This is a genomic window from Pseudomonas sp. Leaf58, assembly GCF_003627215.1.
Lineage (GTDB): Bacteria > Pseudomonadota > Gammaproteobacteria > Pseudomonadales > Pseudomonadaceae > Aquipseudomonas.
Genome location: NZ_CP032677.1, coordinates 1760002 through 1785965, shown reverse-complemented (window position 1 = coordinate 1785965; position 25964 = coordinate 1760002). Strand labels below are relative to the sequence as shown.

Below are 25964 nucleotides of genomic sequence, written 5' to 3'. Positions count from 1 at the left end.
GAGAGTGATGGTGCTTCGTACTGTCATAGCTGGGCTGGGAGGTGAGAGTCCTGGCTCAGCGTTCTAACCCCTTTCCTTGCCTTAAGTATCCCCAGTCAATGTCCGGTCGCAGCGACTCACAAGTAACCTCCCCTCCCGTTTCTCGATCCAAATTGACAGCCAACCCCGCACCTGCACGGCGGTTTCCATAAGCCACTTGCTTCAGTTGGCCGACCGATGTTCCGCAGTGCCGTGCGAGGGCGTCGACCCCTTCCTTGTCTATCGTTTTCAAATATTCGCTAAGCGTCATAGACACCTCCAATGCCCAGCAGATTAGCAATTGCTAATTATGAAGGCAATAGCAACTCGTAATTTACTGTTTGCTAACGGAAAGCAATCATCTGCAGATGGACATTAACGAAAGGCGCATCGCCTCCCTCCGTACGATCATGGGGAACCTGAGCCAGAAGGAATTCGCCGAGGCTCACGACCTAGACGCGTCGTACCTGTCGCAACTGCTCAACGGCCACCGCAAGCTGGGGGAAAAGGCTGCGCTTAATCTCGAGCTCAAGATTGGGCTTGTAGCAGGGACGCTGACATCTCCTCCAATGGAGGAACCCTCCATCGCAGCCCCAACCAACGTGGTTCGCCTGCCCACCAGGGCAGCAAAGGACAAGAACTACGTTCTGATTCCGCATCTCGATGTCGCGGCTTCTATGGGGCATGGCAAGGCAGCCCCGGAAATGCACATTGAAGTCATCCGCGACATGACGGTTCACCTAGACTGGCTCAGGATGCAGGGCCTTAGTTTTTCCAACATCGATAACCTGGCGATCATCACTGGCGATGGCGACAGCATGTCTGGCACATTCGCTGACGGCGATGCCCTGCTGGTGGATCGCGGGATCACCGAGGTGAAGACAGACGCAATTTATGTCTTCACCCTCGACGGCGATCTCTACATCAAACGCCTGCAGCGTCTGACTGGAGGCCAGCTCCGAATGATCTCCGATAATCCTGTCTACCCGCCGATTACCATCGACGAGTCGATGATCGAGCGGATGCATATCCAGGCCCGTGTCCTACTGGCCTGGAACGCGAAAAAGCTCTAACGCCTCCTCGGGTTGTGTCCTACCGGCCATCCGCCGGGGCGCGACCACGCCCATACAGTTTAGCATCTGCTATTGAACAATTATTTAGCTTTTGCTAACTTCAACTTCGTGCCCCTCTCTCACATCAAGGACACGAAGAATGAAATCAGCACAGCACAACGGATCGGTGGCAATTCTGATCCATCCAACCGCCTGCAGCAGCGTGGCGAAAATACAGGCATTCCAGCGCAGCACCGGCTTGCAGCTGGTCGTCACGCTCGAAGGTAAAGCCCATGCTGTACCTGCCAATGGGGGTGCTGCATGAGCGAATTCAGGATCTCCCTTCGCCAGATCATGCTGCTGCAACGCACCTTGGATAACGGCGGCACTGCGACCTGCAAATTGCAGCGCCCTGAAGCCTCGGTCGATGCACAGATCGAGATCGAAAATGACAGCACCCATCACAGCATCAAGGTGACCCTTGGTCCGCTTTGCAGCAGCCTGAAACTTCCGCGCGCCCTCTCCACCAAGTGCCAGTCCTTAAGAGATTTTGTGCAGGACATCGCGAATGGCCGAGTTGACTCCGCAGCCCAGACGGAAGAAGCGCTTGCTCTCATGGAGGCGCAAGTCAGCGTTGAAGAGGTCCTGCAGACAGGTCAGACAGCCTACGTTATCGCCACCGTCAACCGACAGCTTCCCCTTGGCGCTGTCGTGACTGACGACCAGGGCAATGTCTGCGCTGCAGTTACGGGAGCCAGTAAAGAGCAGCTCGCAGCAGCAGTCCGCGCGAAGCTTCGGCCCAGCCCTGACAGTATCGGGAAATGCGCATGAGTACGCTGGAACAGCTCCGCAGCGAGTGGACCACCCCTTGCCCAACGCTCACTGCTGTCAGAGAGCGATATTTCCCCCACATCGGGTCAGACAGGCGGTTCAAAGAGCTGATCAACAAAGGCCGTATTGACCTTCAGCTGAGCAAGATCGACAGATCGAAGAAAGCCCAGCACGTGATCTACCTGCACAACCTTGCCGCATATCTCGACCGGCAGGCCGAACGCTCGACCCAATCTGCTTGACCAGGCGGCCCCGGCCATCAGGGGCTTATAGCCCCCGCCGACTCTCACACCAACGGCGGAGGGCTACTTTTGGAGCACAGCACATGCAACCGCATCAACAAGTTCTTTCCCTGGGCATCATCTTCCTAGTCACCCTGGCCATCCTGCCTTTCCTGTTCGCGAAAGCTCGGCATCGTGCCTTCAACAGGGGCTTGGAAATCGGGAAACAGCGTCTACAAGCCGATCTGAAATTGCAGATACAAAGCCTGCAAGTGGACCTGGACGAAGCCCGAGTTCAAGCCGAGGCGAGCCAGCGCAAGCACCACATGGCTGTAGCACATCTCAAAGGCAACGTCCGCGAGCTCGAAGCCAGAATCATGTCGTATACCGGACTGGCAGTGACCAGGGCGGATTACGAGCTGCTCATCAGCGCCTTGGAAACCCTGAGCCTCACCGAGCGGACGTTAACCGCAATGAAGGCAACTCAGCAGGCATCACGCGCGAGCTTGCAAGCCACCCAACTGGGAAGCCTGGCTAAACGGATTCACACCCAATTGCGCGAAACCCCTGCCGGTGCCACAAGCGCGGAGGAGGCGGCATGAGCCAGCACGACGATCCCGCACCGACCGCGACCCCCAACGCAGCCGCTTGGCTCGGCCAGGCCGGGCTGTATCGAACTCGGTTTGAGGCCGTGCGCAACTTCGAGCAGTCCATAGCGCCAGTTAGCGCCGACGAGTTGTTTAACCTTGCCAGCAAGCAGGTGCTAACCCAGCTCAGTGAGGGTAGGCAATCCGCTCGGCCCAGCAACACAGAGACGAATTCGCTGGAACAGGAGGGCCATGCGTGAACACAGCCTTTGTTTTGATGGCGCAGTACAACGGCACGGCGATTATCTCGCTCGAACAGGTATGCGCTGACTACTTCACGCACCTAACGCCGCTTGTATTCCAACGCAAGGTGCTGGCCGGAGAGATCAAGCTGCCGATCACCCGGCTTGAACCGAGCCAGAAGAGCGCCCGAGGCATACACATTGCTGATCTGGCTCTCTACCTGGACCAGCAGCGGGATGCTGCGCGAAAAGAGTGTGCGCAATTGAATAAGAGGTGACGGGCACGCTTATACGGAGATTTCACCCCACTTGATCAGTGTCAACCGGCCGCACGGAACATCTGGCTGCATCCGACTCTTCACCCAGTCGAATACGGCTTAGCTACCTTGCGTCGATGGCCGCCTGCGATGGCGGCTATCGACCCGCCCCCTAAATCGGCTGGATCAGAACGGCTGAAAATGCCCAAATCCATTATGTGGTAGTGACCGCTTTCGACCCATAGCGGACATTGGAGAAACTTAGGTGTGCGAGTATTAAGTAAGCGTCCGGAAACTCACTTTCCGAACGGTGAGTAGCAGTGGGAGGTTGCTAGCTGGCCCAGTTTTTGTTGCTGGCGCTTGCTGCAGCGTATGCCTACACTCCAAAACCTATAATACCAGTGCAGAACGGCGGACAAGCTCTTGCAAGGGCGTTCACAAGGATATGTCGAGTTGGATCGTGAGCAATTACCTACCAGCAGGAGCATTTTGAAAACAGAGCCGCGCTTGGGAGCGTTGCTTGCACTGGGAGGCTTGTTGGTGTTGGGCATGCCATGCGTAGAAGCACGTACGCTGTCCCAGATTCGGGAAAGCGGCGTCCTGCGCATATGCGTGGCTGGCTCAAGCGCTTCCTTCTACCGGACTAACGCGGAGGCGTTCGCGCGGTCACTCGGTTTACGCCCACAGGTAACGGAACTGCCGAGTTTCGATGCGCAGTTTCACGACGATCGGGGCGAGACCGTACGCGAGGCAAGCTACGACCCGAAGCTACTCGCCGACGGCCGCTGCGATCTTTATCCAAATGACTTGCAGATCGTCCCTTGGCGCGAAACGAAGATGTTGCTCGTGCCCTATTACCGGGTACGCAACCTGGTCATCGCCCATCGCTCCAACCAGTCCCTTGGCAACGAGGTGTCTGATCTGCTCGGTCTGACGGCGGCAGTGCAGAAGGGTACGGGCTACGAGCAGTGGATCGATGAAGCCAACCGCGGTCCTCTATCCAGTCAGCCGGTCAGAATCGTCTATGCGCCAACCGAGCAGGCTGTGAAACTGGTAGCCGATGCGAAGGTGGATTTCACGGTGTTGGGTAGTGAAAGCGCGCTGCGCTGGGCCCGTGAAGATCCCGAACGTCTCTCCATTGCGTTTCCGGTCAGCGAAGCGACCAGCGTTGGGTGGGGTGTTGCGCGCAACGCGCCGGATCTCGCACGAGCGCTGGAGCAGTTCTTCCAGTCCAGCAATCGCATTGATTCGCCGCTCGATGCGAGCTGGCGGCGGTACTATCGCGTATCGCTCATGGAATACCGGCTGTTCGAGGAGTCCCTCAACGAGGACGGCCTCGATATTAAAACCGTAATGAGATGGGCGATCCCGAGCTTGGTCGCGGTCCTGCTGTTGCTCGGCGCCATGCTGGCCTGGAACCGACGCCTCAACCGGGAAGTAGACGAGCGCAAGCGCGTTGCCGCAGAGCTAGCCGAGCGCGAGGCTTTCACCCGCGCGCTCATGGATACCAGCCCCGCCAGCCTGGTGCTGGCAGATCGGAACGGAGCTGTCAGGGAAGTAAGCCAACGCTTTTCACAGGCGACCGGTTATGTCAGCGAGGACCTGCTCGGGCGCAACGCCACGAGCCTGTATGTCGACCCTGAGGAGCGCGAGCGCTTCCTCGAACTGCTGACACGAAATGGCAAGGTCGAAAACTTCGAGACCCGCCTGCTGCACAAAAATGGATCAATTCTCTGGGTTCTGGTCGGTGCATCATTCGTGACAATCCACGGTGAGACCCTGGTCGCCAGTTGGGTGCGCGATGTCACGGATCATCATGCGGCAGCAGTGGCGCTTAGCGAAGAACGCGCGCGGCTGCAGGCAATCCTCGATACGAGTCCAATCAACATAGCCTTTTCTACCCAGGGCGTGATCCGCTTCGCCAACCCCCGCTTCTGTGAAACGTTCGGCGTAGGCGTCGGTGACGCTGCTTCGCAGATTTACGCGAATGAGCATGATCGCGAAGCCATCGTCGAACGCCTCACGGACGACGGCATCGCAAAGGACCAAGAAGTACCGATGCGTGACCGGCAGGGGCGCGAACGCACCATACTTGTCACCTACCTGCCAATCCAGATCCAGGGGGAGCAAGGGCTGCTCGGCTGGCTGCAGGACATCACCGAGCGCAAGGCAGCAGAGCACGCGCAGCAGCGGGCGAAGGAGATTGCTGAAGAGGCGACGCGGGCAAAAAGCGACTTCCTTGCAAACATGAGTCACGAAATCCGCACGCCCATGAATGCGATCATCGGCATGTCTTACCTTGCGCTGAAGACTTCGCTGGACCAGCGGCAGCGCGATTATGTCTCGAAAATCCACAACGCGGGCACTTCGCTGCTTGGCATCATCAACGACATCCTCGACTTCTCCAAGATCGAGGCCGGCAAGCTTAGCGTCGAGGTAGTGCCATTTGAGATAGACGCAGTGCTAGACAACGTGTCCTCGCTGATTGCGCAAAAGGCCTACGACAAGGCCATTGAGCTGCTGTTCGACCGGGCGTCGGACGTTCCCGAGACGCTGCTTGGAGATCCGCTGCGTCTGGGCCAGGTCATCCTGAACCTGGTAGGCAACGCAGTGAAATTCACCGAACAGGGGCAGGTTACGGTCGTGGTTCGCAACCTGGGCCGCACCGGCGACAAAGTTCAACTGCAGGTTCGTGTCCGCGATACCGGTATCGGCATGACTCCCGAGCAAACCGGGCGACTCTTTGAGGCCTTTGCCCAAGCCGATAGCTCCACCACGCGACAATTCGGTGGTACCGGCCTGGGCCTTGCCATCTCGAAGCGCATCGTCGAGTTGATGGGCGGAACGATCACGGTTGACTCAGAACCGGGCAACGGCAGCACGTTCTCTTTCAGTGTCTGGCTTGGTCTTGACCAGCACATGCGTACGCAGCGCCAGATTGTCCCTGCGGAGCTCGCCGGAGCGCGCGTCCTGGTCGTCGATGACAATGCCGACGCGCGCCAGATCCTTTCCGACATGCTTCTCGTAGCGGGGCTTTCGCCGGTCGCGGTGGCGTCAGGCGAGGCTGCTCTGGAGAGCCTTCGCGGTGCTGCGGCCGACGACCCGTTCCGGGTGCTATTGGTGGATTGGCAAATGCCAGAGATGGATGGCATCGAGACGACGCGCCGGGCGCTTGGCCTGCAGCCTGCACTGTACGCCATCATGGTCAGTGCATTTGGGCATGACGAAATGCACGCCGCTGGGCAAGCGGCCGGCATTCGCGCGTTCCTGGTCAAGCCGGTCAACCAGTCCTCGCTGGTAGAGGTACTGGTCAACTTATTCGCGCCGCAAACGGGCGTGGTGGCGCTAACCGTACCCATTGCGCAGGCGAAGGTGCTCGCCGGAGTGCGCCTGCTCGTCGCGGAGGACAACGAAATCAACCAACAGATTGCCAGGGAGCTTCTCGAGGCTGCCGGTGCCCTGGTGGAAGTTGCCGGCAACGGCTGCGAGGCGCTGTCGATGTTGGCTGCAGCGCAATACGACGCGGTGCTGATGGACGTACAGATGCCGCAGATGGATGGTCTCGAGACGACCCGGCGTATTCGCGTCGGGCCTCACTGCGCACAGATCCCGGTGATTGCTATGACCGCACATGCCAGGGTCGAGGACCGGGAGCGCTGTATCGAGGCGGGCATGGTCGACCATGTGACCAAGCCCGTGGATCCGCAAGCACTCATCGCCACGGTTCTGCGCTGGGTCGTACCTCGGTCGGCGGCAGTGGAGCCGTCCAGCGCCGCATCGGGCGAGGAGCGCCTACCGGACATTCCAGGGCTAGATAGCGCCGACGGACTGAGGCGAGTGGCGGGCAATCGCCAGCTATACATCAAGCTGCTGGGTCAATTTGCCGACCGCAGGGCTATGGAAGGGCAAGCGCTGAGGAACGCGCTACGTGCGGGTGATCGGGCGACGGCCGAGCGAATGGCCCACACCGTGAAAGGCGTTGCAGGCAACCTCGGTTTCAGCGGCCTGCAAGCCATGGCCGGTAAGCTGGAAACCGCGATCGGGGCACACGCTGAGTCGGACGCATTGGTGAATGAATTGATTGAGGCGCTCTCGCTGGCCGTGCATGCAATCCGTCAAGCGCTGGGTAGCGGCCAGGCAGCACCGGCGGTGGTATCGAGCGTCGACTGGGCACAGCATGCCATAGCGCTCATCCACCTGCTGGAGGCCAATGACGGAGCAGCGCCGGATTATATGGAACAGTATGCGGATTCGTTGCGCGGAGCACTCGGCCAGGACAGTTTCGAGCAGTTGATGAATGAGGTGAACAACTTTGACTTCGAGGCCGCACGGCTAACCCTCAAACGTGCATCGACGGCCCGCGATACCCCGTGCTGGAGGGAACATCATGAGTGAAACGCTAAACTACCCACTTCCCCCGATCATCCTCATTGTCGATGATACGCCGGAGAACATTACGCTGATCAATGGCCTGCTGAAGGACATCTACCGCATGCGGGTGGCCATCAGCGGTGAGCGCGCGCTGAAGGCAGCGGTGCAGGAGCCTCGCCCGGATCTGATTCTGCTCGACATCATGATGCCTGATCTGTCGGGGTATGAGGTGGCAGAGCAGCTCAAGCGCGATCCGCGCACCGCTCATATCCCGATCATCTTCATCACCGCCATGGCGACAATGGAAGACGAGATCCTGGGTTTGCAGATGGGCGCCGTGGACTACATCACCAAGCCGATCAACCCACCCATCGTGCTGGCACGGGTGGAAACCCAATTGAAGATCAAGGCGGCCGCCGACTTTTTGCGTGATCAGAAGGCTTACCTTGAGCAGGAAGTCCAGCGCCGCACCGCCGAGGTCATCGCTATCCAGGATGTGACCATTCAGGCCATGACCTCGCTGGCCGAAACCCGCGACAATGAGACGGGTAACCACATTCGACGAACTCAGCACTACGTCAGACTACTGGCCGAGCTGCTTCGCGAACATCCGAGGTTCCAGCAGTTTCTCAATGAGGAAAGTATCCGCCTGCTGTTTAAGTCAGCTCCGTTGCATGACATCGGCAAGATCGGCATACCCGATGACATACTGCTCAAGCCGGGGCGCCTCACGCCGGAAGAGTTCGAGACGATGAAGACCCATACGGTACTGGGACGCGATGCAATCCGGCATGCCGAAGAGCAGTTGGGCACCTCGGTGGGATTTCTGCGCCTGGCCAAGGAGATCGCCTACAGCCACCACGAGAAGTGGGACGGTACCGGTTATCCCGATGGGCTGAGTGCCGATGACATCCCCATCAGCGCCAGGCTCATGGCATTGGCGGATGTCTATGACGCGTTGATTAGCCGACGCGTATACAAGAAAGGCATGTCACACGATCAGGCGCTGGAGATAATCCGCCAGGGATGTGCTACGCATTTCGATCCAGATATTTGCGAGGTTTTCCTGGCCAACCATGAGCAATTCCAGGCTATCGCGGTGCGTTTTGCTGATCGCGGTCAGGATGGCTAATCAACGCATCGCCGTGAAATCAATGCCAAGGGCTTTTGGTCATTTTTTTGAGGTTTTGAAATGCCCCCTAGAGGCAATGCGAACTCCATCGATTATTTGGCATCACATCTGCCTGAACGTCCGTTATGGTTCGTGGTTATCCACGCCACGCGGCCCACCACCGTTTCGCGGATCGCGTGCTGGCTGACCAAAGCGCTCAAGGTGTCTGACTGGATCGCTTCACCATTCATGGCGCCAGATCCCGCCGCCGGCGTGCGGCGGCGTCTTCAACGGCGATAAACAACCCCTCAATCGAAGCGGGGGTTAGCGCATGTGCGGCTTCCACCCCCTCCAAAAACCTTCTGCGCGCTCTTCGGCCAGTGCAAAGGCAGGCACATCTGCTGGGCGGCCGAGGCGTGCCAGGTGATTGGCGAGTTTGGTGCGGACCAGATCGGGCATGCTGACACCATTGCGCGAGAATACGACGCTCATTCTTTCACCCATTATTGTTGAGGTGAGGGATAACGCCAGGAAGGCGCTTCCTGATCGAATTAGCGGTCACTGCGTAAAACCACCGCTGTGGGGGTTGGTCTACAAGCGCAGGGGGGGCTGGTTTTCACCGGCCCACAAAAAAGCCCCCACACTGGCTTCAAGTGTAGGGGCCTTTTGAACATAAGCGGCGTTATTGGTAACGCGAACTAGCCGACGCGCGCGGCATCCGGTTTGCCGAATTCCTCGGACGTCATCTCACCCAGGTAGGACAAGCTGCTCAGAATTGCATTGGGTTCAGCCCCGGCAATCTTTCGAGCTGCGACAATCGGGTAAGCAATGACTGCTATTGGCCGATTTCTGCCCGTCGCGAAGGGCAGCTGTGGGTCGAAAGCGGCCACTCCTGCCAGCCGGATCGACTCAAAGCGCTGCTACGCGCAGGGCTAATCACCGCCGTTCCGTGTACCCCAACAAACTACTCAACCCGGGCGCCTAGGGCGACTGGGGCCTGGATAATCCGCTCTAACCAACTCCACTCCATATATCGATCACCACGCCCCCTCAGATGGGTGTAACGCCGCAGCGAGTTCCAGTCACGATGACCGGAAACACTCGACACCCTCGGGATATCCCAATCCATTTCGAACAACCGGCTCACACCTTCATGGCGCAGATCGTGAAAATGCAGGTCCTCCACGCCAACCATCTTGCACGCTCTGGACCAGGCCGTGCCGATTGAGTCGGTGTTGTAAGGGAAGATCTCAGCGCACTGACGCGGCATGCTTTGCACAATCGCCCACGCCTCATCCGGCAGATGGCACCACACATCGTTACCGATCTTCTGTCCGGGGTTCTTCATGTCCCGCACTTTCACCGCCTGGCGGTGCTCATCCAGATCCTCCCACATGATGCGAGCGATCTCGTCCATACGGCGCGTGGAAAAGATGGCAAACGCAACCACCTTCGGCATGTGAATGACTGTCGGACGCCGTGCAAGCATCTCGAAGAAATGCTCAAGCACCTTGTCGAGTTCTTCAAGCGTTGGCCGGCGATCCCGCTCCCGGCTCTTCATGTTGTAGCCGAGGCGTTTCAGGACAAGGCGTGCGTCGGGCATAGCTTGGGGGTTGATCTCGTACTCCCACGCCGCTCTGGCAAGCGACAACACTGAACCCAGGTGAGCCAGATCATTGCCGGCTGTCTGCGGTTTGATGCCACCGCCTGCGGGGCTCATACGCCATAGGGCATAGTCCACCAGCACCTGCTGGCTGATGTCGGAGTCGACCATCTCACCCAGGTAGCTGTTCTTGATGGCGTTTAAAGTGCGTCGCTTGGTCTCGCCCAGAGGCCGAGCTTTCTCTGCCTCTACAAGGTAACGGTCGATCATCTGTTTGACCGTGTGCCCTACCCGGTTGGCGCGCTCGATAGCACCAGGCTCAGACAACTCAGTTTCCCGTCGCTTCGCCCAGGCCACTGCAGCCTGTTTGCGGGCGAACGTTTGGCTCTCTTGGTAGACTGTCACCTTGTCGCGATTAATGCGGATCTGGACGAGGTAGCTAGTGCTGCCATCGGCCTTTTTACGCGTTCTGATCGTTGCCATCTGAGATTGGTACACGTCGTCTGTCGATTGGTACATTGTACCAAGCGCTTGGTAAAAATGCCCCAAAACCCCGAAAATTGGTACAAAACACGTTGAACGAAATGACCGCAAAATCAGGCTACAACCCAGAAAATACGCGCCCTGAGCCGTCACGCCGCTTCAGCGTTGCACCCATGATGGATTGGACCGACCGCCACTGCCGGTTCTTCCTGCGCCTGCTCTCCAAGCAAACCCTGCTCTACACCGAAATGGTCACCACCGGCGCCTTGCTGCACAACGACGCCCAGCGTTTCCTGCGCCACGACGCCTCCGAGCACCCGTTGGCCCTGCAGTTGGGCGGCAGTGTGCCGGCCGACCTGGCAGCCTGCGCGCGCCTGGCAGAAGAAGCCGGGTATGACGAGGTCAACCTCAACGTCGGCTGCCCGAGTGACCGAGTGCAAAACAACATGATCGGCGCTTGCCTGATGGCCCACCCGGCGCTGGTGGCCGATTGCGTGAAGGCCATGCGTGATGCAGTGTCGACCCCGGTGACGGTCAAGCACCGCATTGGTATCAATGGCCGCGACAGCTACGCCCAGCTATGCGACTTCGTCGGCCAGGTGCGCGACGCCGGCTGCCGCAGTTTTACCGTGCATGCGCGCATCGCGATCCTGGAAGGGCTGTCGCCGAAGGAGAACCGCGAAATTCCGCCCCTGCGCTACGACGTGGCAGCGCAGCTGAAGGCCGACTTCCCAGACCTGGAAATCGTGCTCAACGGCGGGATCAAGACCCTGGCCGAGTGCCAGGCGCACTTGCACACCTTCGACGGCGTGATGCTGGGGCGTGAGGCCTACCACAACCCTTATTTGCTGGCCGAGGTAGACCAGCAGCTGTTTGCCAGTGAGGCGCAGGTGGTAAGCCGCAGCGAGGCGCTGGCGCAGTTGCGGCCTTACATCGTCGCGCACATGGCAAGTGGCGGGGCGATGCATCACGTTACCCGGCATATTCTGGGGCTGGCCCAAGGGTTCAAGGGCGCGCGGCGGTTCCGCCAGTTGCTGTCGGCGGATATTCACAAGGCAGCGGAGCCGTTGGCCGTGTTCGACCAGGCGGTGGAGTTGTTGCAGGGGCGCTGATGCAGCCTGGGCGGCAGGTGCGGAACCTCGTGACGGCTTGAGACTCGAATTATCACCTTTCACAGCGCCCTTCACAGGCAAGCCCGCGCCTACAGGCCCTTGAGCGGCCGCCGGGGCTCGGGTAATGTCGAGTGATTGCACAGGACAGAGCACGCCCATGACCTCCAAGCTGGAACAACTCAAGCAGTTCACCACCGTGGTCGCCGACACCGGGGACCTGGACGCTATCACCCGGCTTAAACCGGTCGATGCCACCACCAACCCGTCGCTGCTGCTCAAGGCCGCCGCCATCCCAGGCTACGCCGACCTGCTCAAGCAGGTGAAGGCCGATGCCAAGGGTGACGTCGACCTGGCCTGCGACAAGTTCGCAGTGGCCGTGGGCTCGGGCATTCTCAAGGTCATCCCGGGGCGTATCTCCACCGAGGTGGATGCCCGCCTGTCGTTCGACGAAGCCGCCCTACTGGCAAAGGCCCGCAAGTTGAGCGAACTGTACGAGGCAGCCGGTGTTGGCCGCGACCGCGTACTGATCAAGCTGGCCTCCACTTGGGAAGGTATCCGCGCCGCCGAGAAGCTGGAAAAGGAAGGCATCCAAACCAATCTCACCCTGCTGTTCTCCTTCGCCCAAGCACAGGCCTGCGCCGATGCCGGGGTGTTTCTGATTTCGCCCTTCGTGGGCCGTATCTACGACTGGTACAAGAAAAGCACCGGCCAGGAATACGTGGGTGCCGAGGACCCGGGCGTGCAGTCGGTCACGCGCATCTACAACTATTACAAGGCCAATGGCTACGACACCGTGGTCATGGGCGCCAGCTTCCGCAATATCGGCCAGATCGAGCAACTGGCGGGCTGTGACCGCCTTACCATCAGCCCCGAGCTGCTGCAGCAACTGAGCGATGACCAAGGCACCCTGCCGCGAGTGCTGAAGCCGGGCAATGCTGGCGAGGCAAAGCAACAACTGACCGAAAGCCAGTTCCGCTGGGCGATGAACGAAGATGCCATGGGCACCGACAAGCTGGCCGAGGGTATTCGCCAGTTCGCGCGGGACCAGGAGAAGCTGGAGAAGTTGATGGCTGCAAAGGCCTGATACATTTCGGGTTTGCCTGGCGGGCGGGAAGTGTTCAGCATTTTCCGCCCGTTTTGTTAGGCCACGTTTTAGCTGCATATTGATTCCCTGGGCCTCTTCGCGGGCAAGCCCGCACCTGTGGGAGCGGGCTTGCCCGCGAAGTGGCCCGCATAGCCACCCGAGCTGTCGATGACCTCCTCTACCCCTTTACCCTCCGTTCTCGCCGGCCCGGTACTGCGCCGCCTGGAACCCCAGCGCCTGGCCATCTGGCTGGTCGCTAGCCAACCGCTGCACCCCGCGTTCATCTGCCCGGCAAGTGAAGCACAGGTCGAATGCCAGGTAGTCGCGGTGGGCCAGCGAGCCTTCATCCACTTGCTAGACATCCACTTCGCCCACGCGCTACCCAGCAACCAGCTACTCGACTATGACCTACTGATCAACGGCCAGGGCATCGCCGATTGGGCGCCGCACCTGCTCTACCCCGGCGCCCAGCGCCCGAACCTGGTGCTGCGCGATCGGCTCGACCACCTGCTGCACGGTTCCTGCCGCAAGCCGCATCACCCCGCCGCCGATGGCCTACTGTGCGCAGACCGGCTGGTGCAGGCCTGCATAAAACCCGAAGAGCGCCCCGCCGTGCTGCTGATGACCGGCGACCAGGTGTACGCCGACGATGTCGCCGGCCCGATGTTGCGCGCCATCCACACCCTGATAGCGCGCCTAGGCCTGTTCGACGAGCCATTGGAGGGCGCGGTGGTGGCCGACAGCCAGGCGCTGTACCAGCACCCGGCCAGTTACTACCATCGCGCCGACCTGCTACCGGCGCAGGCGCGCAACGACACCCTGCGCGAGCGCTTTTTTGGCGGTAAGCGCAAGCCGATCTTTTCGTCCAGCAACGCCGACAACCATCTGGTGACCTTCGCCGAAGTCATGGCGATGTACCTGCTGGTATGGTCACCGGTGCCTTGGCAGCTGGTGAACCTGGACATGCCCCGCGGGCTCACCGCCCCGCGCCAGGCCCGCTACCAGCAGGAGTTGCCGCTGATCCAGGCGTTTGCCAGCAACCTCGGCCAGGTAGCGCGGGTAATGGCTCACCTGCCTTGCCTGATGATCTTCGACGATCACGACATCACCGACGACTGGAACCTCTCTGCGCAGTGGGAGGAAACCGCCTACGGCCACCCCTTCTCGCGGCGGATCATCGGCAATGCCCTGCTCGGCTACCTGCTATGCCAGGCCTGGGGCAACGACCCACAGGGTTGCGCGCCACTGATCCGGCAATGCCAGGGGCTGAACAGCCAAACCCAGGATGCGCTTATCAGCGAACTGCTGCGTTTTCAGGGCTGGCAGTTCAGCCTGCCCAGCAACCCGCCGTTGCGGGTGTTGGACACCCGCACCCGCCGCTGGCGCAGCGAAAGCAGCCTGGCCAAGCCGTCCGGGCTGCTCGACTGGGAGGCGTTGAGCGAGCTGCAGCAAGCGCTGCTGGACCACCCATCGGCGATCATCGTATCGCCTGCGCCGATTTTTGGCATGAAGCTGATCGAGACCGTGCAAAAACTGTTCAGCTGGCTGGGCTACCCGCTGCTGGTGGATGCCGAGAACTGGATGGCCCACCGTGGTGCGGCGCAGGTCATCCTCAATATTTTCCGCCACTCGCGCACACCGGGGCATTACGTGGTGCTATCGGGGGATGTGCATTACTCGTTCGTCTATGAAGTGCTGATCCGCCACCGCCAGCGCAGCCCGCACTTGTGGCAGATAACCAGCAGCGGGATCAAGAACGAATTCCCGCGGCGCTTGCTGGAGGTGCTCGACCGGCTCAACCGCTGGCTGTATGCGCCGCGCTCGCCGCTGAACTGGTTTACCAAGCGCCGCGAAATGCAGGTAGTACCGCGCACCCCTAGCCACAGCAAGGCCGGGGAGCGCTTGTGGAACGGCGCGGGCTTGGGGCAGGTGTTCTTCGATGAACAGGGGCGGCCGACGCGGGTATATCAGCTGGATGCGGGAGGGGGTGAGGCGACCGAGTTTGTTGGCAAGAAATAGCCCGGTGGGCTGGCCCGCGAAAAGGCCAGCCCCGGCTAGCGCTCAGGTGCGCTCCAGCGCATTGACCAGGTCATGGAAGGCTTCACGGTTGGAGTCGTTCAAGCCCATCAGGATTTTGTGCGCCTCCAATACCTTGGAGCGCACCACCTCTTCGTTCTGGTCCTGTGACGGCAGGTCGGTCAGGCACTCCGGGCACGGAATTGGCCGATCAACAATATTGAACACCTGATCGAAGCCCATCGACTGCAACAACCGGGAAATATCCGGGTTGGTGGTAACCACAGTCGGCAGCAAGCCTACCTTCTGGCGCGACAGAATCGACAGTTTGGCTAGCAGCCCCAAAGTGGTGCTGTCGATGCTCTCGGTTTCGGTCAAGTCGATGACAATCGCCGAGAAGTTCAGCGCAGTGAAAATCTTCTCGATCGTTGCATCCAGCGCCGAACATAGGGTCAGGCGCACTTCACCGACAAATTTCAGTACGAAGGTACCACTCTGCTCGGCGAACTGAATTCTACCGGTACTCATTGAAGGTTCCTGCTCAACACCAATAGGGCGATATCATCCGGCATCTCCCCAAGCGTAGCCAATCCAAATCGTTGACGCAGCCCATCCAGGCTGCCACCTGCTGCCCTGACGATTTCCGGCAAGGCGGTTTCTTTATCTTTGAGCGTACCACCCGGCAAAAGGTCCAGAATGCCATCGGACATCAGGCTGAGACTGAACTGCGGCGGCAGCTCCACTACCAGGTCTTGGTAGGTGGCTTCGTCGAACAGCCCCACCGGCAAGCCGCGGCCTTCGAGGTAGCGAGTGTGCTCGGGGGTGTGCAACACCGGCAACGGCAAATGGCCGCCAACGGCGTAGGTCAGCAGGCCGGTGTCTTCGTCGATCACCCCGCCGACCATGGTCACATGCTTGCCCAGCTTGCAGTTGATCAGCCCGCGGTTGATATGGCTGAGCACCTGCGACGGCTTGAACTCGCGCATCTTGCTACCACGCTTGAATTCAAACAACAGCCGCGTGGTCATGAACTTCAACAGCACGGTCACGAACGCCGACGATGCGCCATGCCCGGAGACATCGGCGAGGTAGAACGCGATGCGCCGGTCGTCCACTCGGAAGTAATCGGCAAAATCACCCGACAGGTACAGTGACGGGATGATCTGGTGCTCGAAGGCGAACTCACCGACCACCCAGGGGCTTTCCGGCAGCATGTTCATCTGTACTTGGCGACCGGCGGTCTGGTCCTCCTGCAACAGGTGCAGGCTGGCCTCCAGTTCGCGGTTGGCGGCTTCGAGCTTGTCGCGGTAGCGCTGGTTTTCCAGCACCAGGCGCGAGCGGTCGAGCGCGCGGCGCACCGAGTGTTCGAGGACGGCCAGGTCTTCCAGCGGCTTGATCAGGTAATCGGCGGCGCCCAGGCGCAACGCTTCTACCGCATCGCTCATGACGCCGGCACCGGACACCACGATCACCGGCAACTGCGGGGCGCGCTCGCTGACCTGGCGGATCAGTTCGAGGCCGCCCATCTGCGGCATGCGCAGATCGCAGATCACGAGGTCGGGCTGGTGTTCTTCGAAGACCTGAAGCCCCTGCTGGCCATTACCGGCCTGGAGGACGCTGAAACCACTGTCTTCAAGATAGGCGGCGAGGCTCGCACGGACCACGTCGTCGTCATCGATGATCAGCAGCGTTGCACTGGTTTTCTGCATGTGGGCGAACGGCGCCGATTTAGGTTGGTGCAGCGGTGTCGGCAAGGCAGACGGCCAGCTACGGGAATTCTTTGTGGTCACACTCTACTTGAGTTGTAGGACAAGAACACCTGCCCGGCAACTGTCAGAGGTACCTTGTAAGGCGCAGACGGTACTCCCATCCGGCAGGCGTTTCAAGCATGCAGCGGTCGACCGCGGCGCACTTTACCGGGCAAATCACTGGGAGTTATAAGAAAGCCGACCGGCGCAAACCGATAGGAAGGATGCGCCGCGAAGGGCTGCGCAGCAGCCCCCCATTTCAGCTACAGCACATGAGCTGATCAGAAGTCGTCTTCAACCTCGCCATCCTTGACCTTGAACTCGCGGTTTTGCAGGTAGGCGTTGCGAATGAAGATGTACTTGTCGCCCTGGATCAGCTTCTCGGCCGACAGCAAGTTGGCGCGCGTGTCGATGATGTCCAGCGCGAAGATCGAGTTGCGCGTCGGCACATGGTCGATATAACGGTAGGGTTCGGTGTAGGTGTCCGGGTACTTGGCCACGCCATCGCGCACAGTGCTTGGGCCCAGCAGTGGGATGACCACGTACGGCCCACTCGGCACGCCCCAGTAGCCCAGGGTCTGGCCGAAGTCTTCGTCGTTGCGTTGCAGGCCCATCTTGGTGCCCACGTCGAAGAAACCGCCCAGGCCGAAGGTGGTGTTGACGATCAGCCGCGCCGTGTCCACGCCCGCCGCATGAGGTTTGAACTGCAACAGGTTGTTGGCCAGGTTGGTCACATCGCCCAGATTGCGGAAGATGTTGTGAATGCCATCTTCGAGGAACTGTGGGGTAACCGCCTGGTAGCCCTTGGCCAAAGGCTTGAGGGCATAGGTGTCGACGGTATCGTTGAAGCGGAAGATCGGGCGGTTGACCGCTTCCCAGGGATCTTCCTCGGTGGCTGCCTGGGTGGCTGCCACGGGCGCCAGCAGCATGCTGGCGCAGACACAGGCCTGGGTGACTCGTTCGATCACACTGGCACCGATCCTACGCATAGGTGTTTCTCCATAGAATTTCTCGGCCGCAAGCGCCACGGGGTGCGCTGCCGTACGGCGGCAGTATAGAGGCTTGCGGGCTGATAAACAGCTTTACACATCAGTGCTCAATATTTTGTGAACAACTGTTGCGCGGTGCCCGCTGTCACAGCCTGGTAACAATCGCAGCCTAGCCTGCGGACTATTTGAGGGAAGTTGCCATGGACGCTGCACCCGCCTTCACCGCTGTGCTGTTTGGTTTGCGCGGCTGCCTGGTACAGGCCACCAACGGCGCCCCCTCGCCCGCCCCAGGCGCACTGGCCACCCTCGCCAGCCTGCGCCAACGCCAAGTGCCGTGCATTTGGCTGGATGACCTCAATAGCAGCCAAAGCAAGCGCCTGGCGCACGTGCTGCCCGACTGGTTACCAGGGCACTCGGTGAACGGCGTGCGCTGGCCGGCACCGAACGCCTGCTGGCAGGCCCTGATGACGCTGGACAGCGAACGCCTGGAGGGCTGCGTGCTGGTCAGCGGCGACCCACGCCTGCTGCAGTCCGGCCTTAACGCAGGGCTGTGGACAGTGGGGCTAGCCGCCTGCAGCCCATTCTGCGACCACAGCTCGCGGCAATGGCAAGCCATGACCCCGCAGGAGCAGGACCTGGCCCGCGGCAAGGCGACGCTGGAGTTGTTCAGCCTGGGGGTGCATTCGGTGATCGACCACTTGGAGGCGCTGGACACCTGCCTGCAGGACATCGCCCTGCGCCGACGCAAGGGCGAAAAACCCTGATACAGCACCTTTGACGCGGATCATGCAAAGCAGCGGCAGGTGGATTACGCTGAAGGCAAGCCAGAACCTTTGCCGCTTCGCTGAGGTCCATGGCTTGCCAAGCCATTGATGGAGAAATGCCAATGCCTGCCCGCGAATTGCAAGAGCGCCTGAACAGCTTGCGCGAGCAACTGGACCGCAACGTGCCACTTTCGGATGAAGAGCTGGCTGCACTGCACGAAGAAGCACGCCAGATCGAGGCGCAACTCAAGCTTGAGGAAGCCACGCCGGACCATAACCTGGTGGATGGGGTGAACCTGGCAATCGAACGCTTCGAGGCCGACCACCCAGACCTCACCGCCACCTTGCGCAGCATTGCCAACTCGCTGCACAGCATGGGGATCTGAACAAGCTGGGGGGGGCTTGGCGCCCCCACCCAATTTGCACGTTATTGCCGAACCAGGCGCTTGTTATCCGGGCTGATGGCCGCGGTGCTACGGTACGGGTTGATATCCAGCCCACCCCGGCGCACATAGCGCGCATACACCGTCAAATGCTCCGGCTGCAGCACGTTTTTCAAGTCCAGGTAGATCCGCTCCACACACTGCTCATGGAAGTCGGCATGCTGGCGAAAGCTGATCAGGTAGGTCAGCAGGCTGGCAGCGTCCAGCGCCCTGCCCTTGTACTCGACCACCACACTGCCCCAGTCCGGCTGGCCGGTGACCGGGCAGTTGGACTTCAGCAAGTGGCTGTGCAAAGTTTCTTCCACCACCCGCTCCGGATCGCAGCGCAGCAGTTCTGGCTGCGGCTGCTCGTAGTTGCTAATGGCAACCTCCAGCGCGTCGATGCATTGCCCCGGCAAGGCCACTACGCCCTGCGCTTCGACCTCGGCCAAGGTGCGCAACTGCACGCCAACGGGCTTGCCGGCGGCAGCGGACAGGTCTTTCTCCAGGCACGCCTGCAGCTCGCCCCACGAGGCGAACACCGTCTGGTTCAGCGAGTTGAGGTAAAGCTTGAACGACTTCGACTCGATGATATTGGGCGAATCGGCCGGGATAGCGAACTGCCCGATCGCCACCACCGGCTTGCCCGACGGCAGCAGCCAGCTCAGCTCAAAGCAGTTCCAGTAATCCACGCCTTGCCAGGGCAAGGTTTGGGCGGTAACACCCAGCTCGGCCCACTTGGCGGTACGCGGGATCGGGAACAGCAGCTCCGGGGAATAGGTGGCGATGTATTCGCTGGACTTGCCCAGCGGGGAGTGTTCGGCAGCGGGATGCATGGAAACTGACCTGAAGGTTCGAAATAACCCCTAGTCTACCGGTTTTGCACCCCACCTTGGAGCGCATGTCACTCGATGGTCAGTACCCCGACCATGCCGGCCTGGTAATGCCCCGGCACGTTGCAGGCAAACTCGATGGGTGCGGATGTGCGGAAGGCCCAGGTCAGCTCGGCGCGCTGGCCAGGCATCACCAGCACGGTGTTGCCAGCACCGTGGCCGTGGCCGTGGCCCATCATCTGGCCATGATCCATGCCTTCGTGGTTCATGCCTTCGTGATTCATGCCCGCAGTGAACATCTTGCCCTGCATGGCGAGCATTTCCTTCTGGTGTTCGGCATGCATGGCCTTGTCGCCCAGGTTGAATTCGTGGGGCAGCTTGCCTTCGTTGACCAGCACGAAGCGCACCGTCTCGCCGGCCTTCACGTGCAGGTTCTTGGGCTCGAAGGCGATGTCTTTGAGCACCACATTGACCGTGCGCGAGGCCTTGGCCGCAGGCGCCGGCTCGCCAAAGGCGAAGGTTTGCGCTGCGCCGGCAAAGCTCGGCAGGCTGGCCAGGGTAAGGGCGGCGGCGATGAACAGGCGTTTCATGATGACTCCGGCATACACAACGGGATGAGACCACCTTATTCAGCGGCGACTGGCAGCTACCTGACAGGCAGATTACAACTTTGTCAGCTTGGCCGAGCCGGCACAGGGTCACGTATCATTTCAGCCAAAGCCCCGTGGCCGACCCGTAGGGACAACTGTGTTGTTCAAAATCCACAGACCGCACTACTCCTGACATCATGGTACACACATGAAACTGCTGATCGTCGAAGACCAGACCCGCACCGGCCAGTACCTGAGCCAGGGCCTGAGCGAGGCCGGCTTTGCCACCGAGCTGGCCACCGATGGCGAGACCGGCCAGTTCCTCGCCCTGACCGGCGACCACGACCTGTTGATCCTCGACGTGATGTTGCCCGGCCGTAACGGTTGGCAGATCCTGCAAGCCGTGCGCCAAGCCGGGCTGGATACGCCGGTGCTGTTCCTCACCGCCCGCGATGCCGTCGAGGACCGGGTGCACGGCCTGGAGCTGGGCGCCGATGATTACCTGGTCAAGCCGTTCGCCTTTTCCGAACTGCTGGCCCGGGTGCGCAGCCTGCTGCGTCGGGGCACCAGCCCCAGCCAGGACACCACCCTGGGCCTGGCCGACCTGCGCTTGGACCTGATGCGCCGCCGCGCCGAACGCGCCGGCCAGCGTATCGACCTGACCGCCAAGGAGTTCGCCCTGCTCGAACTGTTGCTGCGCCGCCAGGGCGAGGTGCTGCCCAAGTCGCTAATCGCCTCGCAAGTGTGGGACATGAATTTTGACAGCGACACCAATGTGATCGAGGTGGCGATCCGCCGCCTGCGCCTGAAAATCGACGACCCGCACCCCAACAAGCTGATCCACACTGTGCGCGGCATGGGCTATGTACTCGAAGAGCGCACAGAATGATGCGCCGGGTATCGCTCGGCAGCCGCCTGGCCCTGCTATTCGCCGCTTGCACCGCCGCTGTCTCCCTCAGCGCCGGCCTGCTGTTCAATCGGGCCAGCGAGCAGCACTTCGTTGAACTGGACCAACAACTGCTGGAATCGCGCCTCTCGCTGCTGCGTGCCCAGCTGGCCGGCATCACCACTCCGGCTGAGCTGCAGGCACACTTGCCCGCCCTGCGCGAAGCATTCAGCCACCAGGCCGACCTGGCCCTGCGCATCAGCGGCAGCGACGGCACCAACTGGTTCGAAAGCCGCACGGGCCTGCCCAAGGCGCCACTGCCCGCCGGGCTGGCGACCCTGCATGCGCAAGGCACCGACTACCGCAGCCTGGCCGTGCAACTGGCGCCAGGCAGCTCGCAGGCACCGCAGCTGGCCCTGTACCTTGATATCACCCACCACCAGCACTTTCTGCAAGGCATGCAGCGCCTGATCTGGCTGACCGTCGGCTTGTCGGCGCTGGCCACCGCACTGCTCGGCGCCTGGGCCGCACGCCGCGGGCTGCGCCCTTTGCGGCAGATGGGCGAGGTGGCAGCCAGCGTGTCGGCGCGCTCGCTGACCACGCGCCTGCCGGTGGCGCAGATGCCAGAAGAGCTGGCCGAACTGGCAACCGCCATGAACGCCATGCTGCAGCGCCTGGACGATGCCTTCCAGCGCCTGTCGGCCTTCTCTGCCGACATCGCCCACGAACTGCGCACGCCGCTGTCCAACCTGCTAACCCACACCCAAGTCACCCTCACACGCCCGCGCAGCCTTGAGGAGTACCGCGAGGCGCTGCATGGCAACCTGGAGGAACTGCAATGGATGGCGCAGATGATCAACGACATGTTGTTCCTGGCCAAGGCCGACCACGGCCTGCTGGTGCCTGGGCAAGCGCCGCTGGCGCTGCATGAGGAGGTGGATGCGCTGCTGGAGTACTACGCGCCGCTGGCCGAAGACAACGCTGTGCAGATGTTGCGCGAGGGTGAGGCGCTGCTGCAGGGCGACCAGCATATGCTGCGCCGGGCGCTGTCCAACCTGCTCGACAACGCCTTGCGCTTTACCCCGGGGGGGGGGCAGATACGGGTGACGCTAGCGCCGGGGCCGAAAATTAGTGTGGCCAATACCGGTGCCCCCATCGACCCGGCCGCATTACCGCGGTTGTTCGACCGCTTCTACCGGGTGGACCCGGCACGGCGAGAAGGCAGTAGCGAGCATGCGGGATTGGGACTGGCGATTACCCGCTCGATCGTGCAGGCCCATGGCGGGCGTATTCGGGCGGAATGTGCGGATGGGTGGACACGGTTCGAGATCGAATTCACCGAAGCACGGTAAGACGGCAAGCTCCCTGTAGGAGCGGGTTTACCCGCGAACATCGGCAAAGCCGGTGCCATGCACCGCGTCGGATTCTTCGCAGGCAACCCGCTCCCACAGGGCCCCTCAATAACCTGAAGCAAGCATCAGACAGCCAAGCCAATCGCCGGCTGCACCTGCGATGCCCGGTAAGCTGGGTAGATGGTCGCCAGGAAGCTCATCACCAGCCCAGCGGTGCAGATGATCGCTACATCACCCCACTGCAACTGCGACGGCAAGCTGCTGACGAAGTACACATCAGAGGTAAAGATGTGCTGCCCGCTCACCTGCTCCAGCCAGCCGACGATCTGGCTGACATTGAATGCCGCAATCACGCCCAGCCCCCCCCCAATCAGCGTGCCGACCACCCCAATCAGGCTGCCCTGGACCATGAACGTGCCCATGATCTGCGCCGGGGTGGCGCCCAAGGTGCGCAGGATGGCGATGTCCGGCCCCTTGTCGTTCACCACCATCACCAAGGTGGCGATGATGTTGAACGCCGCCACCGCGATGATCATCATCAGCAGCAGGCCGATCATGGTCTTTTCCATCTTCATGGCGCTGAACAGGCTGCCCTGGGTGTGCGACCAGTCATCGGCGCGGTAAGCATCGCCCAGCCCGCCGGCGATGGCCTTGGACACCTGCGGCGCGGCATACAGGTCGTGCAGTTTCAGGCGCACGCCCTGCACCTGGCCCGGCGCCCAACGCTGCATCTCAGCGGCATCGGCCACGTGAATGTAAGCCTGCGAACCATCCAGCTCGGCGCCAACCTTGAAGATACCGACCACGGTCAGGCGCTGCATGCGCGGGGTGATGCCGCCCGGCTCCTTGCTGATTTCCGGCACGATCAAGGTCAGCTTGTCGCCAGTATTGAGGCGGAAGCGCCGTGCAGTGAGTTCGCCGATGACCACCCCGAACTCCCCCGCTTGCAGGTCTTGCAAGCGGCCCTGGACGATATGCTGGCCAACGATCGAGACCTTGCCCTCCTCGGCCGGGTCGATACCACCCACCTGGATCGGCTGCATTGCCCCCTTGTACGAGAGCATGCCCTCCATCTCGGTAATCGGCGCCACCGCCATCACTGCCGGGTTGCGCATGGCGGCGTCGGCCACCTTGCGCCAGTCGTCCAGCGGCTGCACGCCCAGAATCGCCGCATGCGGCACCAGGCCGAGGATGCGCGAGCTCATTTCGCGCTGGAAGCCGTTCATCACCGACAGCACCACGATCATCGCCAGCACGCCCAGCGACAGGCCGATCATCGAAGTCATCGAAATGAACGAAATGAAGTGGTTGCGGCGCTTGGCTCGGGTGTAGCGCGCGCCAATGAAGATGGGCAAGGGTCTGAACATGTACGAAAACACCCAATGAAAACAGGAAAACGGGGCGGCACCTGCCACCCCGTGCAGTCGATCAGATCGCCACCAGGTGGCCGTCGTCGAGCTTCAATACACGGTCCATCTGACGCGCCAGGTTGAGGTCGTGGGTGACCACCAGGAACGCCGTGCGCGATGCGCTGGACAATTCCTGCATCAATTCCTGGATACCCTGGGCGGTATGGTGGTCGAGGTTGCCGGTCGGCTCGTCGAGCATCACCAGGCCAGGGCGGTTGACCAAGGCCCGGGCAATCGCCACTCGCTGACGCTCACCGCCAGACAGCTCGGCCGGTTTGTGGTTGAGCCGGTGGCCCAGGCCCACGCGCTTGAGCAGCGCTTCGGCACGTTCACGCGCCTCGGGGATCGGCGTGCGGCCGATCAGCAGGGGCATGCACACGTTCTCGATAGCGGTAAATTCCGGCAGCAAGTGGTGGAACTGATAGACAAAGCCCAGCTCACGGTTGCGCAGCAGGCCGCGGGCGCGTTCACCCAGCGCCGACAGTTCTTCACCCGCCAGCCAAACGCTGCCTTGGCTCGGCCGGTCGAGGCCGCCCAACAGGTTGAGCAACGTGCTCTTGCCCGAGCCCGAACTACCGACAATGGCAATACGCTCACCGGCGTGCAGCTCAAGGTTGAGGCCGGACAGCACCTGCACCGATTCCGGGCCCTCGTCGTAGGACTTGCCCAGGTTGCGGCAACTCAGAACGGCTTTATCACTCATGCGCGACTCACTCATAACGTAGCGCCTCTGCAGGCTGGGTGCGGGCCGCACGCCAAGCTGGGTACAGGGTGGCGAAGAAACTCAGAACCAGTGCCGCACCACAGACCATGTACACGTCCTGGGCCTGGATTTGCGACGGCAGGTAATCGATGAAATACACATCGGCGTTGAGGAACTTGTGCCCGATCAGTTTCTCGATGCCGGCGATCGCCGCACTCACGTTCAGCGCAGCGACCACCCCGACCACGGCGCCGATCAGGGTACCGATCACCCCGATCACCGTGCCTTGGACCATGAAGATGAGCATGACCTGCCCGGGCGTGGCGCCCAGGGTACGCAGGATGGCAATGTCGCCGCGCTTGTCGTTGACCACCATCACCAGGGTGGAAATGATGTTGAACGCCGCCACCGCGACGATCAGCAACAACAGCAGGCCAATCATGGCCTTCTCCATGCGGATTGCCTGGTACAGGTTGCCGTGGGTGCGGGTCCAGTCGCGGCTGTAGAACTCCTGGTCACCCAACTGCTGGGCGATGCTCCAGGCCACCCGTGGCGCCTGGAACAGGTCGTCGAACTTCAGGCGCAGGCCCTGCACCTGGTCGGGCTTCCAGCGGTGCAAGCGGGACAGGTCGCTGATGTTGGTCAGGCCCAGGTAGCCGTCGATCTCGCCCGCGCCGACGTGAAAGGTGCCGACCACGGTAAAGCGCTTCATGCGCGGGAACATACCGGCCGGGGTCACGCTGACCTCGGGGGCGACAAAGGTGAGCTTGTCGCCGATGGCTACGCCCAGTTTGGCGGCGGCCTTGTCACCGATCATGATGCCCCACTCGCCCGGCGCCAGTTGGTCGAGGCGGCCTTGCAGGACGAACTTGTCGATGATCGACACTTCGCGCTCGCGGGCCGGGTCGATGCCATTGAGCAGCACCTTCTGCACCTTGCCATCATGGGTCAGCAGGCCCTGCATCTGGGTGAAGGGCGCAACCGCCACCACCTGCGGATTCTGCTTTACTTGTTGGGCAAGGGCCGGCCAGTTAGCAATGGGCTGACCGCTCTCCAGCGTGGCATGGGGGACCATGCCTAATACGCGGGTGCGCATCTCGTGGTCGAAACCGTTCATGACCGACAGCACCACGATCATCACCACCACGCCCAGGGCGAGGCCGATCATCGAGGTCAGGGAAATGAACGAGACGAAGTGATTGCGACGTTTGGCACGGGTATAACGCGTGCCGATGAATGCGAAAAGAGGTCTGAACATGTCGGGGCTTGTTCGGATGAAA

27 protein-coding genes are annotated in these 25964 nt (G+C 61.1%); 16 read left to right on the top strand and 11 right to left on the bottom strand.

Going from position 1 to position 25964, the window contains the following annotated elements; genetic code table 11:
- Positions 1–55: 55 nt before the first annotated feature.
- On the bottom strand, positions 56–289 hold the full coding sequence (locus DV532_RS08305; protein ID WP_082477177.1) for a YdaS family helix-turn-helix protein: 234 nt from the start codon (positions 287–289) through the stop codon (positions 56–58).
- Between the two features lie 97 nt (positions 290–386).
- Here DV532_RS08305 and DV532_RS08300 point away from each other — a divergent pair, with 97 nt between their 5' ends.
- The 9 genes from DV532_RS08300 (at position 387) to DV532_RS08265 (ending at position 8711) form a co-directional block, all read left to right on the top strand.
- Positions 387–1091 (top strand): LexA family transcriptional regulator, encoded by a 705-nt coding sequence (locus DV532_RS08300; protein WP_056806586.1) that lies wholly within the window; start codon positions 387–389, stop codon positions 1089–1091.
- 139 nt (positions 1092–1230) lie between these two features.
- Positions 1231–1395 carry a hypothetical protein gene (locus DV532_RS30200; RefSeq protein ID WP_156676014.1) on the top strand — a complete coding sequence of 55 codons (165 nt, stop codon included), beginning with the start codon at positions 1231–1233 and terminating at the stop codon, positions 1393–1395.
- The gene (locus tag DV532_RS08295; protein ID WP_056806583.1) at positions 1392–1901 is read left to right on the top strand and encodes a hypothetical protein; all 510 of its coding nucleotides are present in this window, start codon (positions 1392–1394) and stop codon (positions 1899–1901) included. The genes DV532_RS30200 and DV532_RS08295 overlap by 4 nt, the downstream gene beginning before the upstream one ends.
- A complete protein-coding gene (locus DV532_RS08290; protein WP_056806580.1) occupies positions 1898–2143 on the top strand; it encodes a pyocin activator PrtN family protein in 246 nt (81 codons plus the stop codon). Before DV532_RS08295 ends, DV532_RS08290 begins: the two co-directional genes overlap by 4 nt.
- Before the next feature lie 83 nt (positions 2144–2226).
- A complete protein-coding gene (locus tag DV532_RS08285) occupies positions 2227–2724 on the top strand; it encodes a hypothetical protein (RefSeq protein ID WP_056806577.1) in 498 nt (165 codons plus the stop codon).
- A complete protein-coding gene (locus DV532_RS08280) occupies positions 2721–2969 on the top strand; it encodes a hypothetical protein (protein ID WP_056806574.1) in 249 nt (82 codons plus the stop codon). Before DV532_RS08285 ends, DV532_RS08280 begins: the two co-directional genes overlap by 4 nt.
- Entirely contained in the window at positions 2966–3229 is a 264-nt protein-coding gene (locus DV532_RS08275) for a pyocin activator PrtN family protein (protein WP_056806571.1), read from the top strand. The genes DV532_RS08280 and DV532_RS08275 overlap by 4 nt, the downstream gene beginning before the upstream one ends.
- A gap of 432 nt (positions 3230–3661) precedes the next feature.
- The gene (locus DV532_RS08270; RefSeq protein ID WP_056806569.1) at positions 3662–7603 is read left to right on the top strand and encodes a response regulator; all 3942 of its coding nucleotides are present in this window, start codon (positions 3662–3664) and stop codon (positions 7601–7603) included.
- Entirely contained in the window at positions 7596–8711 is a 1116-nt protein-coding gene (locus DV532_RS08265; protein WP_028614250.1) for an HD-GYP domain-containing protein, read from the top strand. Before DV532_RS08270 ends, DV532_RS08265 begins: the two co-directional genes overlap by 8 nt.
- Positions 8712–9014: 303 nt before the next feature.
- On the opposite strand, the gene DV532_RS30195 is transcribed toward DV532_RS08265, so the two are convergent.
- Both DV532_RS30195 and DV532_RS08260 read right to left on the bottom strand, forming a co-directional pair.
- Entirely contained in the window at positions 9015–9182 is a 168-nt protein-coding gene (locus DV532_RS30195; protein WP_156676013.1) for a hypothetical protein, read from the bottom strand.
- Positions 9183–9654: 472 nt separating this feature from the next.
- Positions 9655–10776 carry a site-specific integrase gene (locus tag DV532_RS08260; protein WP_056806870.1) on the bottom strand — a complete coding sequence of 374 codons (1122 nt, stop codon included), beginning with the start codon at positions 10774–10776 and terminating at the stop codon, positions 9655–9657.
- A gap of 101 nt (positions 10777–10877) precedes the next feature.
- Between DV532_RS08260 and dusA the strand changes: the two genes are divergently transcribed.
- From dusA to DV532_RS08245, 3 genes are all read left to right on the top strand, one after another.
- The gene (gene dusA / locus DV532_RS08255) at positions 10878–11888 is read left to right on the top strand and encodes a tRNA dihydrouridine(20/20a) synthase DusA (RefSeq protein ID WP_056806566.1); all 1011 of its coding nucleotides are present in this window, start codon (positions 10878–10880) and stop codon (positions 11886–11888) included.
- 157 nt (positions 11889–12045) lie between these two features.
- Positions 12046–12972 (top strand): transaldolase, encoded by a 927-nt coding sequence (tal, locus tag DV532_RS08250; RefSeq protein ID WP_056806564.1) that lies wholly within the window; start codon positions 12046–12048, stop codon positions 12970–12972.
- Positions 12973–13140: 168 nt separating this feature from the next.
- On the top strand, positions 13141–14991 hold the full coding sequence (locus DV532_RS08245) for an alkaline phosphatase D family protein (protein ID WP_056806562.1): 1851 nt from the start codon (positions 13141–13143) through the stop codon (positions 14989–14991).
- A gap of 42 nt (positions 14992–15033) precedes the next feature.
- On the opposite strand, the gene rssC is transcribed toward DV532_RS08245, so the two are convergent.
- From rssC to DV532_RS08230, 3 genes are all read right to left on the bottom strand, one after another.
- Entirely contained in the window at positions 15034–15516 is a 483-nt protein-coding gene (gene rssC, locus DV532_RS08240; RefSeq protein ID WP_016500715.1) for an anti-sigma factor antagonist RssC, read from the bottom strand.
- Complete coding sequence (gene rssB / locus DV532_RS08235) at positions 15513–16697, bottom strand: two-component system response regulator RssB (RefSeq protein WP_056806867.1); 1185 nt, start codon at positions 16695–16697, stop codon at positions 15513–15515. Before rssB ends, rssC begins: the two co-directional genes overlap by 4 nt.
- Positions 16698–17017: 320 nt before the next feature.
- Entirely contained in the window at positions 17018–17725 is a 708-nt protein-coding gene (locus DV532_RS08230; protein ID WP_056806559.1) for a VacJ family lipoprotein, read from the bottom strand.
- 200 nt (positions 17726–17925) lie between these two features.
- Between DV532_RS08230 and DV532_RS08225 the strand changes: the two genes are divergently transcribed.
- Both DV532_RS08225 and DV532_RS08220 read left to right on the top strand, forming a co-directional pair.
- A complete protein-coding gene (locus tag DV532_RS08225) occupies positions 17926–18489 on the top strand; it encodes a phosphonoacetaldehyde phosphohydrolase-related protein (RefSeq protein ID WP_056806555.1) in 564 nt (187 codons plus the stop codon).
- Between the two features lie 122 nt (positions 18490–18611).
- On the top strand, positions 18612–18875 hold the full coding sequence (locus DV532_RS08220; protein ID WP_015269548.1) for a DUF4404 family protein: 264 nt from the start codon (positions 18612–18614) through the stop codon (positions 18873–18875).
- A 41-nt stretch (positions 18876–18916) separates the two neighbouring features.
- Here the strand turns inward: DV532_RS08220 and queF are convergent, their stop codons facing one another.
- Both queF and DV532_RS08210 read right to left on the bottom strand, forming a co-directional pair.
- On the bottom strand, positions 18917–19747 hold the full coding sequence (queF, locus tag DV532_RS08215; RefSeq protein ID WP_056806552.1) for an NADPH-dependent 7-cyano-7-deazaguanine reductase QueF: 831 nt from the start codon (positions 19745–19747) through the stop codon (positions 18917–18919).
- Between the two features lie 68 nt (positions 19748–19815).
- Positions 19816–20334: a plastocyanin/azurin family copper-binding protein gene (locus tag DV532_RS08210; RefSeq protein WP_056806549.1), complete on the bottom strand. Its 519-nt coding sequence runs from the start codon at positions 20332–20334 to the stop codon at positions 19816–19818.
- A gap of 208 nt (positions 20335–20542) precedes the next feature.
- On the opposite strand from DV532_RS08210, the gene cinR reads away from it, so the two are divergent.
- Together cinR and DV532_RS08200 are read left to right on the top strand one after the other, a co-directional pair.
- Positions 20543–21223, top strand: a complete 681-nt coding sequence (cinR, locus tag DV532_RS08205) for a two-component system response regulator CinR (protein WP_056806546.1) — start codon at positions 20543–20545, stop codon at positions 21221–21223.
- Positions 21220–22572 carry a heavy metal sensor histidine kinase gene (locus tag DV532_RS08200; protein ID WP_056806543.1) on the top strand — a complete coding sequence of 451 codons (1353 nt, stop codon included), beginning with the start codon at positions 21220–21222 and terminating at the stop codon, positions 22570–22572. The genes cinR and DV532_RS08200 overlap by 4 nt, the downstream gene beginning before the upstream one ends.
- 125 nt (positions 22573–22697) lie before the next feature.
- Here the strand turns inward: DV532_RS08200 and DV532_RS08195 are convergent, their stop codons facing one another.
- From DV532_RS08195 to DV532_RS08185, 3 genes are all read right to left on the bottom strand, one after another.
- Complete coding sequence (locus tag DV532_RS08195; protein WP_056806864.1) at positions 22698–23939, bottom strand: lipoprotein-releasing ABC transporter permease subunit; 1242 nt, start codon at positions 23937–23939, stop codon at positions 22698–22700.
- 61 nt (positions 23940–24000) lie between these two features.
- Entirely contained in the window at positions 24001–24684 is a 684-nt protein-coding gene (lolD, locus tag DV532_RS08190; RefSeq protein ID WP_177339555.1) for a lipoprotein-releasing ABC transporter ATP-binding protein LolD, read from the bottom strand.
- A gap of 7 nt (positions 24685–24691) precedes the next feature.
- Complete coding sequence (locus tag DV532_RS08185) at positions 24692–25942, bottom strand: lipoprotein-releasing ABC transporter permease subunit (RefSeq protein WP_056806537.1); 1251 nt, start codon at positions 25940–25942, stop codon at positions 24692–24694.
- Positions 25943–25964: the final 22 nt, after the last annotated feature.

Bases quoted from the DNA above. Each gene is read 5' to 3' on its own strand.
- DV532_RS30195 (WP_156676013.1), bottom strand. From the start codon at position 9,182: ATGAGCGTCGTATTCTCGCGCAATGGTGTCAGCATGCCCGATCTGGTC.
- queF (WP_056806552.1), bottom strand. From the start codon at position 19,747: ATGCATCCCGCTGCCGAACACTCCCCGCTGGGCAAGTCCAGCGAATAC.
- DV532_RS08260 (WP_056806870.1), bottom strand. From the start codon at position 10,776: ATGGCAACGATCAGAACGCGTAAAAAGGCCGATGGCAGCACTAGCTAC.
- DV532_RS08305 (WP_082477177.1), bottom strand. From the start codon at position 289: ATGACGCTTAGCGAATATTTGAAAACGATAGACAAGGAAGGGGTCGAC.
- DV532_RS08285 (WP_056806577.1), top strand. From the start codon at position 2,227: ATGCAACCGCATCAACAAGTTCTTTCCCTGGGCATCATCTTCCTAGTC.
- tal (WP_056806564.1), top strand. From the start codon at position 12,046: ATGACCTCCAAGCTGGAACAACTCAAGCAGTTCACCACCGTGGTCGCC.
- DV532_RS08295 (WP_056806583.1), top strand. From the start codon at position 1,392: ATGAGCGAATTCAGGATCTCCCTTCGCCAGATCATGCTGCTGCAACGC.
- DV532_RS08185 (WP_056806537.1), bottom strand. From the start codon at position 25,942: ATGTTCAGACCTCTTTTCGCATTCATCGGCACGCGTTATACCCGTGCC.
- rssB (WP_056806867.1), bottom strand. From the start codon at position 16,697: ATGCAGAAAACCAGTGCAACGCTGCTGATCATCGATGACGACGACGTG.
- DV532_RS08200 (WP_056806543.1), top strand. From the start codon at position 21,220: ATGATGCGCCGGGTATCGCTCGGCAGCCGCCTGGCCCTGCTATTCGCC.
- DV532_RS08195 (WP_056806864.1), bottom strand. From the start codon at position 23,939: ATGTTCAGACCCTTGCCCATCTTCATTGGCGCGCGCTACACCCGAGCC.
- DV532_RS08300 (WP_056806586.1), top strand. From the start codon at position 387: ATGGACATTAACGAAAGGCGCATCGCCTCCCTCCGTACGATCATGGGG.
- DV532_RS08230 (WP_056806559.1), bottom strand. From the start codon at position 17,725: ATGCGTAGGATCGGTGCCAGTGTGATCGAACGAGTCACCCAGGCCTGT.
- DV532_RS08265 (WP_028614250.1), top strand. From the start codon at position 7,596: ATGAGTGAAACGCTAAACTACCCACTTCCCCCGATCATCCTCATTGTC.
- lolD (WP_177339555.1), bottom strand. From the start codon at position 24,684: ATGAGTGATAAAGCCGTTCTGAGTTGCCGCAACCTGGGCAAGTCCTAC.
- DV532_RS08245 (WP_056806562.1), top strand. From the start codon at position 13,141: ATGACCTCCTCTACCCCTTTACCCTCCGTTCTCGCCGGCCCGGTACTG.
- cinR (WP_056806546.1), top strand. From the start codon at position 20,543: ATGAAACTGCTGATCGTCGAAGACCAGACCCGCACCGGCCAGTACCTG.
- DV532_RS08225 (WP_056806555.1), top strand. From the start codon at position 17,926: ATGGACGCTGCACCCGCCTTCACCGCTGTGCTGTTTGGTTTGCGCGGC.
- DV532_RS08280 (WP_056806574.1), top strand. From the start codon at position 2,721: ATGAGCCAGCACGACGATCCCGCACCGACCGCGACCCCCAACGCAGCC.
- dusA (WP_056806566.1), top strand. From the start codon at position 10,878: ATGACCGCAAAATCAGGCTACAACCCAGAAAATACGCGCCCTGAGCCG.
- DV532_RS08290 (WP_056806580.1), top strand. From the start codon at position 1,898: ATGAGTACGCTGGAACAGCTCCGCAGCGAGTGGACCACCCCTTGCCCA.
- DV532_RS08220 (WP_015269548.1), top strand. From the start codon at position 18,612: ATGCCTGCCCGCGAATTGCAAGAGCGCCTGAACAGCTTGCGCGAGCAA.
- DV532_RS30200 (WP_156676014.1), top strand. From the start codon at position 1,231: ATGAAATCAGCACAGCACAACGGATCGGTGGCAATTCTGATCCATCCA.
- DV532_RS08210 (WP_056806549.1), bottom strand. From the start codon at position 20,334: ATGAAACGCCTGTTCATCGCCGCCGCCCTTACCCTGGCCAGCCTGCCG.
- rssC (WP_016500715.1), bottom strand. From the start codon at position 15,516: ATGAGTACCGGTAGAATTCAGTTCGCCGAGCAGAGTGGTACCTTCGTA.